We start from the raw sequence: 13,776 nt of genomic DNA, 5'->3' as shown, positions 1-13,776 counted from the left end.
CCCCGGCACACTGCCCGCATGCGCAGACGGCGCGGCACCCCCCGGAGGAGGAACCGCGCCGTCGCCGGACTGTGGTGACCACCACCAGCCGGTCCTGTCACCGGGACCTGACGGTCAGGTGGTCGGCGTCACCCTATTTCACGACGTCGGGGACCCAGTCGGCCATCTTCGTCGGGTCATCGGGGTTCTTCTTGATGTCGAACTTCGTCCCGTTGACGTACAGGGCCGGCGTACCTGCCTGGTCGCCTTCCTTGCTGATGAGCTCCTGGTAGTTGGACTCGAGCATCGGCTGGTACTTGTCACGCGCGGAACCGTCACGGATCGCGGAGACAGTGGCGGCGTCGACACCGAGCTTCTCGGCAGAGTCAGCGAAATCGTCCAGGCTGTAGCCGGTGATCTCGGTCCGGTTGAGGTAGGCCCAGTCATGGTAGGCCCAGAACGCTCCCGCGTTCCCCGTCTCGGCGATGGCGTAGGCGACGATGCCTCCCAGCGTGGAGTGCCCGTCTGCCCCACCGGCGAGGAAGTTGACGTCGTTGAGCCGCAGCGACAGCTTGCTGTTGTCCAGGGCGTCCTTGAGGCTGACGTGGTCGGCCTCGACGAGGTCCGCACAGTAGTGGCAGCTGTAGTCCTCGTAGAGGTCCACGGCCGGGGCGTCCGCGGGGACGGATTCGCCGCGGACCAGGATGTCGCCGTCCTCGACACTGACGTTGAAGTTCACGTCAGCTGCCGCGAGACCGGACTTCACGTCCTTACTGTCCCTTCCCTGGATCACCACGACGGCGATCACGACAACTGCGATGACGACGATCGCCACGAGTCCCCAGAGGAATCCACTGCTCTTCTGGTTCGGGGCCTTGATCTTCTGGCTCACCTGATCCTGCTCTCTGTCCGTGTGTGCTGTAGTACCGGCGTCCACACTAGCCCCGTGGACATGTCAACCACCACATCCTCCGCTCCCCCGACCCCCTGTTGACAGGAAACCGTCAGCCGGGGCGTGAACTCGACCGTCGACGTCTCCCGGCCGGGGACACCCCCGACGCTCCCGCGGCTTTGTCCGGGTGTCACGAAAGGATGTACAACGTTGACGGACCGACGCTGGGTCGGGATTCAGGGAAGGAGAACAAGGTTGTGACCAGTCCCGCCCGGACAGCGCTGACACCCCTACGGTTCCTCGAACGCGCAGCTGACGTGTACCCGTGCAGGACCGCGTGCATCGACGGCCCCCGTCGCATCACCTTCTCCGCCATGCGGGAGGACGCCCTGACCACCGCACGCGCGCTCCGACGCCGGGGACTGCGCCCCGGTGACCGCGTGGGTGTGCTGGCCCGCAACTCCTACGAGGCACTCCTGGCCCAGTTCGCCGTCCCCCTGGCGGGCGGCGTCCTGGTGGCGGTCAACACACGCCTCGCCCCGGCCGAGGTCAGCTACATCTGTGACCACGCCGGGATCCGGGTCCTGTTCGGCGACAGCGACCTCGTGGAAGCCTGCCGCCCCGTCCTCGACGGGTCCGGCACGGTGGAACTCTTCGTTCTGGTGCCCGGGTCCGACGGGACCGTGCCGCAGACGGGCTTCCGTGAATCCGGTCCAGTCGGCGGCACCTCCACCGTGGTCACCGTCGACGACTTCACGGCCGGAGGCGTCCTGCACCCCGGTGATCCCGACGACGACTCCACCTTCCCTTTCGCCGTCGACGACGAAGAGTCCCCCGTCGCCGTCAACTACACCTCCGGCACCACCGGGCGCCCGAAAGGCGTGGTGTACACGCACAGGGGCGCCTACCTCAACGCCCTCGGTCAGGTCACCACCCAGAACTTCACCAGGGACACTGTCTACCTGTGGACCCTGCCGATGTTCCACTGCTCCGGCTGGTGCACCGGGTGGGCCGCGACAGCCGTCGCCGCCACGCAGGTGGCCCTGCGGGCCGTGCGCGGCGCAGAGATCTGGAGACTCATCGACACCGAGCATGTCACCGCCCTGTGCGGGGCACCGACTGTCCTCACCACCGTCGTGACAGACCCTGCGGCCCACCGCGTCCGCGATGTCTCGGCCGTCACCGCAGGTGCCCCTCCGGGGCCCGCCGTGATCGAGGCCTGTGAGAACCTCGGCATCACCGTCACCCAGGTCTACGGACTCACCGAGAGTTACGGCCCCTACACCGTCTGCGAGTTCCGCCCGGAATGGGCCGAGCTTCCGGCCTCCGAGCGCGCCAGGCTCAAGGCGCGCCAGGGCGTCCCCATGATCACCAGTGCCGACGCCCGGGTCGTGTACCCCGTCCCTCAGGGTTCCGCTGAGGGTTCCCCGGCGGAAACCCCGCTGACCGACGTACCGCGGGACGGCCGGACCGTCGGGGAGATCGTCCTCGCCGGCAACGGAGTGATGAAGGGTTACCTCCACGACCCGGAAGCGACCGCGGCGGCCTTCACCGACGGCTGGATGCACACGGGTGATCTGGCGGTCAGGCACCCCGACGGCTACATCCAGATCCTCGACCGGTCGAAGGACATCGTCATCTCCGGAGGAGAGAACATCTCCACGATCGAGGTGGAGCAGGCGGTGTCAACCCATCCCGCGGTCGCCGACGTCGCGGTGGTCGGTGTGCCCGACGACACCTGGGGAGAACGGCTCCGTGCGTTCATCGTCCTCGACCGGGAGACAGCCGACGCCGCCGGCCACGACGGCTGGTCCGCGCGGCTCACGTCGTCGCTGATCAGCCACTGCAGGAAACTCATCGCAGGGTACAAGATCCCGCGGGACTACCGAATCCTCCCGGAACTGCCCCGAACCTCCACAGGAAAAGTGCGGAAGGACGCCCTGCGCCGCCGAACGTCGGGTCAGACAGCGACGCGCTGACAGACACTCTCTGCGGCTTTCCGGCGACGACCTTCGGCGGGGTTTCACATTCCCTGTTCCCACCCGTGTCCCCTCCGGACAGAACTGCCACCCCTGTATCCGACCTTCTGGTTACGGCTCAGCCCCGCTGACGCGCCCCACTACAGGGACCGGATCTCCCGCTGCACGTACCCGCACCCGGAGCACCGCCGTGACTGCACCCATTCCCCACCGGCACGCCCCTCACCGGATTCCCCGGGACGAGGCGCGTCCTCCAGCTCCCACATACTCCAGGAGTGCCGGTGGCCGGCTGACGGTTCGAGGGATTCGAGGGATTCGGGGGCTCCCGACGCACCACCCTGGACGGACTCCGATGACGGCGCCTTCTGGACGGAACCCACCACCGCAGCTGCTCCGGCGACAAAACCGATGGACAGACAGACGACGCCAGTGATGACGGTGACAAACATGTGCGGTGCGGTCTTTCTGGGTGGTGGGTGGTGCGCCGGACGGTGCCGGCTCATCGTATTCTCAGGGTCAACTCACCGCCAAATCCTGCGGTGCTGCACACGCCCGTCAGGACTCTCTGCACACGAACCGGGATGACCTCCGGATCTCCGGGGCCGCGGCCACGGGGCCGCAGTCACTGTCCGGCGCTGTCCCGGTACCGTCCCGGAAGAACTCTGGTGGCCGGGCGGCTTCGCCTTATGACTCGCAGGCAACTCCGTCGCCGTCCCGGTCAAGGTCGGTGGAGTATCCGTTCTGACCGGCATGGATCGGTGCGGCTCCGGCGGCACGGACAGCAGCACAGTCCGGGTAGTAGGCCGCACCCGGTGCCTCAGCTTCCTGGACGGGAACCTCCTCGGCCGGGGCCGGCGCGGGAGCAGGCACAGGTGCGGGTGCAGGAGCAGGTGCCTCCTCAACCTGCGCAGGTACCTGGGGAGCCTGCCCCGCTGCCGGAGCCGGCTCAGGGGCGCTCCGCGGAGCGTCCAGATTCACGTGCGCGCCATCGTCGTCACCTGGAACGATCACCGCGGCGGCCGGCTCTTCCGCGGTGGGCTGCGGCAGTGTGCTGCTCGACGGGGCCGTGGTCGACGTGGTGCTGGTGGTCGTGGTCACCGTATGACTGGTCGAGGTGACCGTGGTCGGTGCGTCCTCACTGTCGCCCGAGCCACAGGCGGTGAGGGACAGTGACAGCATGACGGCGACTGTCGCAACTGCTGGTTTTCGGTTCATGGTGGGTCTTCTCCTCGTGAAGGTGACCATGTTCGGTCACTGGGAGAAAGGTAGGCTGTACCACAGTTCAACTCAATCGAAGGGGTAGACCGGGGCTGGAGTTACTTCAGCTTCTGCAGAGGGACGACGGGCCCGGCCACCGCACCCTGGCGATTCTCTCTGTCACATCCGTGGCAACCCCGTGGCCGACCAGCGTGCTCTGCCGTAGTTGACGTCGCGGCGGAAAACTCGGCAGCGAGGACTCCGCCACCTCAGACAGGAAAACTCCCGGTCACCTGGTTGGTGACCGGGAGTACCGGTGGAGCCGCCGGGAATTGAACCCGGGTCCTCCGCGACCTCGCCAGGGCTTCTCCGTGCGCAGTCCGCTCTATCCCTGCTCGGCTCTCCGGATCACGCAGACCTGTCCGGACGATGAGCCCAGCCACCCTGAGATGTCCCTGACAGTCCGGATGGCGGGACCGTCAGGTGAGTTCCCGGAACGATGCCGGTGACCGGAGGGGGAACATGCCCCGGGCCGACAGACACGCCTCGCTGAATTAGGCAGCGAGAGCGTAGTCGCGCTGAGTGTTCTCGGCGCTTAATCATGTGCTGCGACGCTCACGGTGGTCTCCAGCCTGCACCGGCACGCTTCCCCTGGCTCAATGCACGGAGTCGAAACCTGATCGACCCCTCGTGGATCCCCGGAAAACCGGATCACCCGCATCCCCTGCCGCAGGAAAGCTCGGTCAACGGCAGGATCTACAGACTACAACCCGCAGGCTGTCCGTTCAATTCCCCGCCAGCGAGTGGTGCAGCAGGGGCGGAGGACGAGGGAGGACGAGAGAGGGGTGGGACAGCAGCGGTTGGACCGGCCCGCACGGTTCAGGCGTTGATGCCCTTCACGCGGCGTCCCAGTTCCCGGGTCACCTCGCGCTCCTCGGTGCGCCGCTTGATGTCCTGGCGCTTGTCGTAGTCCTGTTTGCCGGTGGCCAGGGCCAGCTCCACCTTCGCCCGCCCCCCGGAAAAGTAGATCTGCAACGGGACGAGGGTGTTCTTTCCGTCGCGGACCTTACCCATGACCGAGTCGATCTCGCCGCGGTGCATGAGCAGCTTCCGGGTTCGCCGCGGAGCATGGTTGGTCCAGGTTCCGTGGGTGTACTCCGGAATATGGAGGCCACGCAGCCAGATCTCACCGTCGTCGACGGTGGCGAAGGCGTCCACCAGAGACGCCTTCCCCTCACGCAGCGACTTCACCTCGGTCCCCACGAGCGCGATCCCGGCCTCATAGGTCTCCAGGATCCTGTAGTTGTGCCGGGCCTTGCGGTTGGTGGCGACGACCAGGGGGGCACCACCCCTGCGCCCGGGTGTCCCCTTCGCGGCGTTCTTCTTCCCCGCGGTCCTGCCGGAGTCCACCGGCGTACTCTTCTTCGCCATAACCCGGGCAACCTTACCCGGTCACGGTCACTTTTTCACGTACCACCGCAGTGTCACCTGGGCGGTGACCGCGGCGACGACCACACCGGCGACCACCACCAGCGGGGCGATGGTCCAGATGTCCGAGGTCGTGATCCTCGCGATGAGGTGCGAGTCATAGAGCGAACGCAGCGCCTTGTCGAGGATCATCGCCTTGCCCGCGAACATGCCGGCCACCGCAAGGACCGATCCCAGCAGGGCGGCGAACACCGCCTCGATGACGAACGGGGCCTGGGTGTACCACCTCGTCGCACCCACCATGCGCATGATGCTGACCTCCGTGCGGCGCTGGAACGCCGCCATCTGCACCATGTTCATGATCAGCAGGACAGCCGCCACACCCTGGACGACCGCGAGGATGAAGCTGGCGTTACGGATCGCGTCGAGGTTGCGGGTCGCTCCCCGGAGATCGTCCCCCTGGTCGACGACGGTCGCCACGCCGGGCAAGTCCCGGACCTCGTCGATGGCGGAGGTGTCGAGCGGGTCGACCAGGCGCACGTGCAGTGCCGCGGGGAAGGCGTCCGGGCTGGTCTGTGCGACAAGCTGCGGGTCCGACTCCTGGAACAGTTCGACAAATCTCTCGTAGCTCTGTGCCTTGTTCCGGTAGGTCACAGACTCGACTTCACTGTTGTCCTCGAGTGCTCCGCGGACCGCGGAGCACTCGGGGCCGGAACAGTCCTGGTCGGCCACGGACACGGCGTCGTCGAACTGGACCATGACCTCGATCCGGTCCAGGTAGATGTCCTTGGTCTCCGATGTCATGTTGGTCAGCAGTACTCCCGTGGCCACGAGGGCCAGGGAGATTGCGGTGGTGATGACCATGGCCACCGTGATGGTGACGTTGCGCCGGAAGCCGTCGAAGGCCTCGCGGAGTATGAAACCCGGTTTCACTGTCTCTCCCTCTGTTCCTCTGCCTGTCCGCTACCTGCCGACGCCGTACACACCGTGTGCGTCATCCCTGACGAGCTCTCCCTTGGAGAGCTCGAGGACCCGGCGACGCATCGAGTCGACGGCGGTGTTGTCGTGGGTGGACATGACCACGGTCGTCCCGTTCCGGTTGATCCTGTTGAGCAGTGCCATGATCTCCCCGGAGGTGTCCGGGTCGAGGTTGCCGGTGGGCTCGTCGGCCAGGAGGACCAGTGGGCGGTTGACCACGGCGCGAGCGATGGCGACCCGCTGCTGTTCGCCGCCGGAGAGTTCGTGGGGACGCCGGTTCTCCTTGCCCGCCAGTCCGACCAGGTCCAGGGCCCGTCCCACCGCGTCCGCGGTGGTGTCCCTGTCCTTGCCGATGACCTGCATGGCGAAGGCGACATTGTCGAAGACGTTCTTCTTCGGCAGCAGACGGAAGTCCTGGAAGACATAACCGATGCGTTGACGCAGCTTCGGAATCTCACGCGGCCTGAGCGCGTTGACGTGGAAGTCCGCGACGTGGATTTCGCCGGAGTCGGCGTCCTCCTCCCGGATCATCAGCTGCAGGAACGTCGACTTTCCTGAGCCGGAGGGGCCGATGAGGAAGACGAACTCCCCTTTGTCGATGTTGACCGAGACATCCTTCAGCGCGGGGCGGCCGGACCCGCGGTACGCCTTACTGACCTTCTCGAATGTGATCACGTGGGCAACTCTACCTGGTCACCTGTGACTGATGAAACAGATGTTGCAGGTGTTACGCATGTTACTCCGGTGTCGCCTGCGGTACCTGCGCGAACCGCCGACGGTCGCCTACTGTCCCTGCTGCTCCGCCATCCGCCAGCGGATCCCGGCCTCCAGGAACCCGTCGATGTCCCCGTCCAGCACCTTCGACGGGTCGTTGACCTCGTAGTTCGTCCGCAGGTCCTTGACCATCTGGTACGGGTGCAGGACGGGGAGACTCTCCAGGCAGGCATCAACCGCGAACGGGAGATGCTCGAGGGCATCAGGCAACGCGCGGACATCGTGATCGACACCACCGGCACCAGCGTCCATGACTTGCGCCGGCAACTGGAGGACTATTTCACCGCTCTGTCCGACCGCCGCGAGCACGTGACCGTGCAGTCGTTCGGCTTCAAGAACGGTGCCCCCCGGGACCTGGACCTGATGTTCGACGCACGGTTCCTGCCGAACCCCTACTGGGAGCCGGAGCTCAGGGAACACAGCGGACTGGAGGCCGCAGTAGCCGACTACGTACTGGACCGGCCGGAGGCCAGGGACTACCTTGACGCGGTCCAGCGCGTGGTGGAGACCGCCCTGCCCGGCTACCGGAGGGAAGGCAAGAGGTTCATCACCGTGGGAGTCGGGTGCACCGGCGGCCAGCACCGCAGTCCGGCCGTCGCGGAGGCACTCGCCGCACGGCTGTCAGGTGACGAGGATCTCGAGGTCAGGACAGTGCACCGCGATCTCGTGAAATACGAGGACAGGTTCCCGGAGGCCGGAGGTGACCGGAAGTGACCGTCACAGGAATTCCTGACACCACCGATCCCGGACTGCCCTCGGAGGACATCGCGGCGTCCGCCGGTGAACGCACAGTCAACCGTGTCGTCTGTCTCGGCGGGGGCCACGGGCTGTTCGCCACGCTCAGGGCGGCCCGGGGTGCGGCGGATAATGTCACAGCCGTGGTGACCGTCGCCGACGACGGCGGTTCGTCCGGACGGATGCGCCGCGAACTGGGCTCCCTGCCACCCGGTGACCTGAGGATGGCCCTGGCCGCCCTGGTGCGGGACACGCCCCGCGGCAGAATGTGGGAACGTACCCTGCAGCACCGCTTCGGCGGGCACGGGGCACTCGCCGGTCACGCGGTGGGAAACCTCATCCTCGGCGGACTCACCGAGGTGATGGGGGACAGTGTCGCCGCCCTCGACGAGCTGTCCGATCTGCTCGGCGTCCGTGGCCGGGTGCTGCCCATGTCCCTGGAACCGCTGGACCTCGAGGCAGAGGTCCAGGGGCTCGGTGACGATCCCCGTGAGGTCACGGCCGTCCGTGGCCAGGTGGCGGTGGCGTCCACCCTCGGCCAGGTGCGGCGTGTCCGTCTCATCCCTCAGGACGCCCCGGCGACCCCCGAGGCGGTGCAGGCCATCCTGGACGCCGACCTCGTCACCCTGGGCCCCGGATCATGGTTCTCCTCGGTCATCCCGCACCTGCTCATCCCGGGTATCGTCGATGCACTGCTGCGCACCGACGCTGTCCGGGTCGTGATCATGAACCTGGTCGCCGAGTCCAGCGAGACCAACGGATTCTCGATGGAGCGCCACATCCACATGCTTCTGCAGCACTGCCCGGAACTGCGGATCGACGTCGTCGTCGTCGACAGGAGTTCCGTGCAGTCGGCCCGGGAACGTCGCCACCTGGAGCGGGCGGCCGCACGACTCGGTGCGACCGTGATCTACCGGGACGTCCGGGAGGATGACGGCCGTGGCCGTTTCACCGACCGGCATTCCCCGTCAAAGCTCGCCGACGTTCTCAGGGAGTTCGACTGCACCGGTGGCCGGCGCGCGTCCGGAGGCGGAACGGAAGCAGGCACAGGGAGCGGAACAGTGACAGTGAAGGGAGAAGCGGGTGCCACCGTGGACCTTGACCGCTGACGTCCGTCAGGAGCTTCTCGGTGTCACGGTGACCAGTCCGGACGTACTCACCGCCGAAGTCAGTGCGTTACTGCGCTACACCGGGTCGATGCACCTCGTCGACGGGGAGATCGTCGTCGAAGCTGAGGTCGAGGGGGCGGGTACGTCCCGCCGGCTCGTCGACGCCGTGGAGGAACTGTTCTCACTTCCCGTGGACGACGGGTGCCTGCCGCCCGCCGGGCGGGACTCCCGCACGGGAGCTGCCCCCGCACGCCCCACTGTCCCCGACTCATCCTGGTACCACCTGCGGTGGTCGCGGGGCGGCACCGAACTGGCCCGACGCACCGGTCTGATCGACCGTGGCGGTCACCCGGTGCGGGGACTGCCGCCGTTCATCATCGGCGGCAGTGCCGCACAGTGCGCCGCGGCGTGGAGGGGTGCATTCCTCGCCCACGGTTCGGTCGGGGACCCGGGGCGTCCCGCGGCGCTGAGCGTGGCGACCCCGAGCAACGAGTCGGCACTGGCGCTCGTCGGCGCACGAGTCGGCACTGGCGCTCGTCGGCGCGGCCCGCCGGATCGGTGTGACCGCCCGTACCCGTGAGGTTCGTGGGGTCAACCGGGTGGTCGTCCGTGACAGTGAGGGCACCGCGGAGCTCCTCGGACAGATGGGTGCGGTCCGTGGACGCAGGAGGTGGGAGGAACAGTGCCGTCACCGGGAGAGCCGGTCAGGTTCGACACGACTGGCCAACTTCGACGACGCGAACCTCCGACGTTCAGCCAGGGCCGCCGCCACGGCCGCCGCCCGGGTGGGCAGGGCGCTGGAGCTTCTCGGTGACGATGTCCCCGAGCATCTCCACCAGGCTGGCGTGCTGCGGGTCACGCACCGGGAGGCATCCCTGGAAGAGCTGGGTCACCTGGCGGTACCGCCGATGACGAAGGACGCCGTGGCCGGGAGAATCCGGCGCCTGCTGACCATGGCGGACCGTCGTGCCCGCGAACTCGGCGTCCCGGACACCACCGCCGCCGTCGACCACGGTGGGGCTGACACGGTCCCCTGAGTTACTCGACGACTGGCTGACCGGTTGCCCCGTGCACCGGTGGTGGGCAGGTCAGGCAGCTCTGCCCGGAACAGACGGTGAACGGTTCCGCACACTTCCTGCACACCCGGGTTCACGTGGGTAGTGTCGGAACCGGAACCGTTCCCCCTTACCCAGGAGACCACCGTGACAGTACGAGTAGGCATCAACGGCTTCGGTCGCATCGGCCGCAGCTTCTTCCGTGCCCTCCAGGACAGTGACGCCGATCTCGAGATCGTCGCCTTCAACGACCTCACCGACAACAGGACGCTCGCCAACCTGCTGAAGTACGACTCGATCATGGGACGCCTCGGGAAAGAGGTCACCTATGACGACGAGTCGATCACCGTCGACGGCCACCGCATCATCGTCAGTGCCGAGCGCGACCCGAAGAACCTCAGCTGGGGTGACCTGGGGGTGGACATCGTCGTCGAGTCCACCGGCTTCTTCACTGACGCGAACGCCGCCCGGGCGCACCTGGACGCCGGCGCGAAAAAGGTCATCATCTCCGCTCCCGCGAAGAACGAGGACGGCACTTTCGTCGTCGGGGTGAACCACACCGATTACGACCCCGCCACCCAGGACATCATCTCCAACGCCTCCTGCACCACCAACTGCCTGGCGCCGCTGGCCAAGGTCCTCGACGAGAACTTCGGCATCGTCCGCGGTCTGATGACCACCGTCCACGCCTACACCGGTGACCAGCGCCTCCACGACGCCCCGCACAAGGACCTGCGCCGTGCCCGCGCCGCAGCACTCAACGTCGTCCCGACCTCCACCGGCGCCGCCAAGGCCGTCTCCCTGGTACTTCCGCAGCTCAAGGGCAGGCTCGACGGTTACGCCCTGCGCGTCCCCGTCCCCACGGGGTCCGTCACCGACCTCACCTTCGACGCAGAGAAGCCGGTGAGCGTGGACGCGGTCAACGCCGCCCTGAGGGAAGCGGCCGAAGGGGGGCTGAAGGGGATTCTGTCCTATTCCTACGACGAGCCCCTGGTCTCCACCGACATCGTCGGAGACCCGCACTCCTCGATCTTCGACTCCGCACTGACGAAGGTCATCGACAACCAGGTCAAGGTCGTGTCCTGGTACGACAACGAGTGGGGCTACTCCAACCGTCTCGTGGACCTCACCGCGTACGTCGGGGAACGTCTCTGACGTCCCTCCCGGAGTTGCACCACCCCCGTGTCCTGACAGCGACTTCACCACCGACCCCACCACCGCACCGGTGAACGGTGACGGGTGGGGTCGTCCGTCCTGCCCTCCGATAACCTGCCACCCCCGGCGGCTACACTTTTCCCGTCAGTCCGCACAGATCCAGGAGACCACTACATGACCGTGAAAACCATCGACGACCTGATCGCCGACGGGGTCGAGGGGCGCCACGTCCTCGTCCGCGCCGACCTGAATGTCCCGTTGAAGGACGGGGAGATCACCGACCCGGGCCGGATCGACGCCTCGGTGCCCACGCTGCGCCGCCTGTCCGACGCCGGTGCACGCGTCATCGTCGCAGCCCACCTGGGCAGGCCGGGAGGCAGGGTCGACCCGGCGTTCTCCCTCGCCCCCGTGGCCGAGGCCCTGTCGGAGAGGCTGGACCGTTGGGTTCCGCTGGCGTCCGATGTGACCGGTGAGGACGCCCACGAGCGGGCCAACGGCCTCGACGACGGCGACATCCTGCTGCTGGAGAACGTCCGTTTCGATCCTCGCGAGACGTCCCGGGACGACGCCGAGCGACTGTCCTTCGCCAGAGAACTGGCCGCCCTCACCGCCGACGACGGTGCCTTCGTCTCCGACGGTTTCGGGGTCGTGCACCGCAGGCAGGCGTCCGTCTACGATGTCGCCACCCTGCTGCCGCACTACGCCGGCGGGCTCGTGGAGTCCGAACTCTCGGTCCTGCGCCGGGTCAGCGGATCCCCGGACCGGCCCTACGTGGTCGTCCTCGGCGGTTCAAAGGTCTCCGACAAGCTGGCCGTCATCGAGGCTCTCGCCCCGAAGGTCGACCATCTGGTCATCGGCGGAGGAATGTGCTTCACCTTCCTCGCCGCCCGCGGGTACAGCGTGGGCACTTCCCTGCTGCAGGAGGACATGGTCGACACCTGTCGGGACCTTCTGGAACGTTTCGGTTCCGTCATCGTCCTGCCCTCGGACGTCGTCGTGGCGCCGGAGTTCTCCGCCGACGCCCCCGCCACCACCGTCGCCGTGGACGCTATCCCGGACGACCAGTCCGGACTCGACATCGGACCTGCCTCCGTCAGAGCCTTCGGCGAGATCCTGGACGGGGCGCGGACCGTGTTCTGGAACGGCCCGATGGGTGTCTTCGAGTTCCCGGCTTTCGCCGAGGGAACCCGCGGGGTCGCCCGCGCCATCATCGGGGCCACCTCCGACGGGGCGTTCTCCGTCGTCGGTGGAGGTGACTCCGCCGCAGCAGTGCGCACACTCGGCCTCGACGAAGACGGTTTCAGTCACATCTCCACCGGCGGCGGGGCCTCGTTGGAGTTCCTCGAAGGTAAGGAACTGCCCGGTATCGCCGTCCTCGAGAACCAGGAGCAGCGCTCATGACCACCACCGGTAAGCGCACCCCGTTCATCGCCGGCAACTGGAAGATGAACCTCAACCACCTGGAGGCTCTCCAGCTGGTCCAGAAGCTGGACTTCGCCCTGCCCCGCGACTACTACGACCATGTCGACGTCGCAGTCATGCCTCCTTTCACCGACATCCGCAGTGTGCAGACTCTCGTCGACGGGGACAGGATTCCGCTGACCTACGGTGCCCAGGACGTCTCCGCCCACGGGTCCGGCGCCTACACCGGAGAGGTGTCCGCGTCGATGCTGGCGAAACTGGGCTGCAGCTGGGTCATCGTCGGCCATTCCGAACGTCGGAGATACCACTCCGAAGATGACGCCACCGTCTCAGCCAAGGCCGTCGCAGCCCTGGGTGCCGGGCTGTCACCGGTCGTCTGCGTCGGAGAGTCCCTCGAGACCAGGGAGGCGGGCGAGCATGTCGCCTTCGTCTCGGAGCAGACCAGGGCCTCCCTCGCCGGGGTGCCGGAGTCCCGTCTGGGCGACCTCGTGATCGCCTATGAGCCGGTGTGGGCCATCGGTACGGGCAGAGTGGCTTCCTCAGGGGACGCCCAGGAGGTCTGCCACGCCGTGCGTGGGGTCCTCGCCGAACTGGGTGGGGAGTCGGTCGCATCGACGGTGCGGATCCTCTACGGGGGTTCCGTGAAAACCGGGACCGTCGCCGAGATCATCAGCCAGCCGGACGTCGACGGAGCCCTCGTCGGCGGCGCGAGCCTCGACGGTGAGGAGTTCGCCCGCCTGTGCGCCGCAGCGGCCAAAGCCTGACAGTGGTGACCCACCGCGGGGCCCGACAGCGGTGACCCACCGCGGGGCCCGACAGCGGTGACCCACCGCGGGGCCTGACAGCGGTGACCCACCGCGGGGCCTGACAGCCACGGTCCTGCCACCGGCCACCTGACCCGGGTCCCGTCCGTTCTGCGGGGCCGGCCGTCAGACGGCACAATGGCTGTCATGGACTCCACGACACCGTCCGCAACTGACGACAACGCCGGGAACAGTGACGGTCACAACGCCGGACGGGACACCCCGGCCCGGCAGACCGTCCCCGGCACAGCCGTCCCGGTCGTCCCCCCG

The 13,776-nt window shown here is 67.3% G+C and carries 12 protein-coding genes, 1 other RNA gene and 2 pseudogenes; 7 read left to right on the top strand and 8 right to left on the bottom strand.

Translation table 11 applies throughout. The features are described 5' to 3' along the window. Positions 1 to 133: 133 nt before the first annotated feature. Complete coding sequence (locus BN3906_RS09915; RefSeq protein WP_066587835.1) at positions 134 to 871, bottom strand: DsbA family protein; 738 nt, start codon at positions 869 to 871, stop codon at positions 134 to 136. 257 nt (positions 872 to 1,128) lie between these two features. On the opposite strand from BN3906_RS09915, the gene BN3906_RS09910 reads away from it, so the two are divergent. Next, positions 1,129 to 2,850 (top strand): AMP-binding protein, encoded by a 1,722-nt coding sequence (locus BN3906_RS09910; protein WP_066589745.1) that lies wholly within the window; start codon positions 1,129 to 1,131, stop codon positions 2,848 to 2,850. A gap of 140 nt (positions 2,851 to 2,990) precedes the next feature. On the opposite strand, the gene BN3906_RS09905 is transcribed toward BN3906_RS09910, so the two are convergent. The 7 genes and pseudogenes from BN3906_RS09905 to prfB form a co-directional block, all read right to left on the bottom strand. Continuing rightward, the gene (locus BN3906_RS09905) at positions 2,991 to 3,299 is read right to left on the bottom strand and encodes a hypothetical protein (RefSeq protein WP_066587832.1); all 309 of its coding nucleotides are present in this window, start codon (positions 3,297 to 3,299) and stop codon (positions 2,991 to 2,993) included. Between the two features lie 235 nt (positions 3,300 to 3,534). Next, complete coding sequence (locus tag BN3906_RS09900) at positions 3,535 to 4,065, bottom strand: excalibur calcium-binding domain-containing protein (protein ID WP_174217119.1); 531 nt, start codon at positions 4,063 to 4,065, stop codon at positions 3,535 to 3,537. Between the two features lie 296 nt (positions 4,066 to 4,361). Further along, positions 4,362 to 4,735, bottom strand: a transfer-messenger RNA (tmRNA) gene (gene ssrA, locus BN3906_RS09895). Between the two features lie 191 nt (positions 4,736 to 4,926). Further along, on the bottom strand, positions 4,927 to 5,478 hold the full coding sequence (gene smpB / locus BN3906_RS09890; RefSeq protein WP_066587826.1) for an SsrA-binding protein SmpB: 552 nt from the start codon (positions 5,476 to 5,478) through the stop codon (positions 4,927 to 4,929). Between the two features lie 27 nt (positions 5,479 to 5,505). Then, entirely contained in the window at positions 5,506 to 6,408 is a 903-nt protein-coding gene (gene ftsX / locus BN3906_RS09885; RefSeq protein WP_066587823.1) for a permease-like cell division protein FtsX, read from the bottom strand. A gap of 30 nt (positions 6,409 to 6,438) precedes the next feature. Beyond that, positions 6,439 to 7,128: a cell division ATP-binding protein FtsE gene (ftsE, locus tag BN3906_RS09880; protein WP_066587821.1), complete on the bottom strand. Its 690-nt coding sequence runs from the start codon at positions 7,126 to 7,128 to the stop codon at positions 6,439 to 6,441. Positions 7,129 to 7,236: 108 nt separating this feature from the next. Beyond that, positions 7,237 to 7,377: pseudogene (prfB, locus tag BN3906_RS14165) on the bottom strand (peptide chain release factor 2); the annotation flags it as partial. Positions 7,378 to 7,416: 39 nt separating this feature from the next. Between prfB and BN3906_RS09875 the strand changes: the two are divergent. From BN3906_RS09875 to tpiA, 6 genes and pseudogenes are all read left to right on the top strand, one after another. Further along, on the top strand, positions 7,417 to 7,941 hold the full coding sequence (locus BN3906_RS09875) for a RapZ C-terminal domain-containing protein (RefSeq protein WP_261796952.1): 525 nt from the start codon (positions 7,417 to 7,419) through the stop codon (positions 7,939 to 7,941). A gap of 35 nt (positions 7,942 to 7,976) precedes the next feature. After that, positions 7,977 to 9,071: a gluconeogenesis factor YvcK family protein gene (locus BN3906_RS09870; RefSeq protein WP_436834821.1), complete on the top strand. Its 1,095-nt coding sequence runs from the start codon at positions 7,977 to 7,979 to the stop codon at positions 9,069 to 9,071. After that, positions 9,061 to 10,108: pseudogene (gene whiA / locus BN3906_RS09865) on the top strand (DNA-binding protein WhiA). The gene BN3906_RS09870 and the pseudogene whiA overlap by 11 nt, the downstream one beginning before the upstream one ends. A gap of 165 nt (positions 10,109 to 10,273) precedes the next feature. After that, entirely contained in the window at positions 10,274 to 11,281 is a 1,008-nt protein-coding gene (gene gap / locus BN3906_RS09860; RefSeq protein WP_066589741.1) for a type I glyceraldehyde-3-phosphate dehydrogenase, read from the top strand. Positions 11,282 to 11,455: 174 nt separating this feature from the next. Further along, complete coding sequence (locus tag BN3906_RS09855) at positions 11,456 to 12,682, top strand: phosphoglycerate kinase (RefSeq protein WP_066587793.1); 1,227 nt, start codon at positions 11,456 to 11,458, stop codon at positions 12,680 to 12,682. Continuing rightward, on the top strand, positions 12,679 to 13,467 hold the full coding sequence (gene tpiA, locus BN3906_RS09850; protein WP_066587790.1) for a triose-phosphate isomerase: 789 nt from the start codon (positions 12,679 to 12,681) through the stop codon (positions 13,465 to 13,467). The genes BN3906_RS09855 and tpiA overlap by 4 nt, the downstream gene beginning before the upstream one ends. Positions 13,468 to 13,776: the final 309 nt, after the last annotated feature.

It is taken from the genome of Corynebacterium provencense, assembly GCA_900049755.1.
In the GTDB taxonomy this organism is placed as follows: Bacteria; Actinomycetota; Actinomycetes; order Mycobacteriales; family Mycobacteriaceae; genus Corynebacterium; species Corynebacterium neomassiliense.
Note: the sequence above shows the minus strand (reverse complement) of the source record. Positions and strands in the feature narration are given on the sequence as shown.

Excerpts from the sequence above, each read along its gene's own strand:
- BN3906_RS09900 (WP_174217119.1), bottom strand. The coding sequence starts at position 4,065 with ATGAACCGAAAACCAGCAGTTGCGACAGTCGCCGTCATGCTGTCACTG.
- smpB (WP_066587826.1), bottom strand. The coding sequence starts at position 5,478 with ATGGCGAAGAAGAGTACGCCGGTGGACTCCGGCAGGACCGCGGGGAAG.
- BN3906_RS09875 (WP_261796952.1), top strand. The coding sequence starts at position 7,417 with ATGCTCGAGGGCATCAGGCAACGCGCGGACATCGTGATCGACACCACC.
- tpiA (WP_066587790.1), top strand. The coding sequence starts at position 12,679 with ATGACCACCACCGGTAAGCGCACCCCGTTCATCGCCGGCAACTGGAAG.
- BN3906_RS09855 (WP_066587793.1), top strand. The coding sequence starts at position 11,456 with ATGACCGTGAAAACCATCGACGACCTGATCGCCGACGGGGTCGAGGGG.
- BN3906_RS09905 (WP_066587832.1), bottom strand. The coding sequence starts at position 3,299 with ATGTTTGTCACCGTCATCACTGGCGTCGTCTGTCTGTCCATCGGTTTT.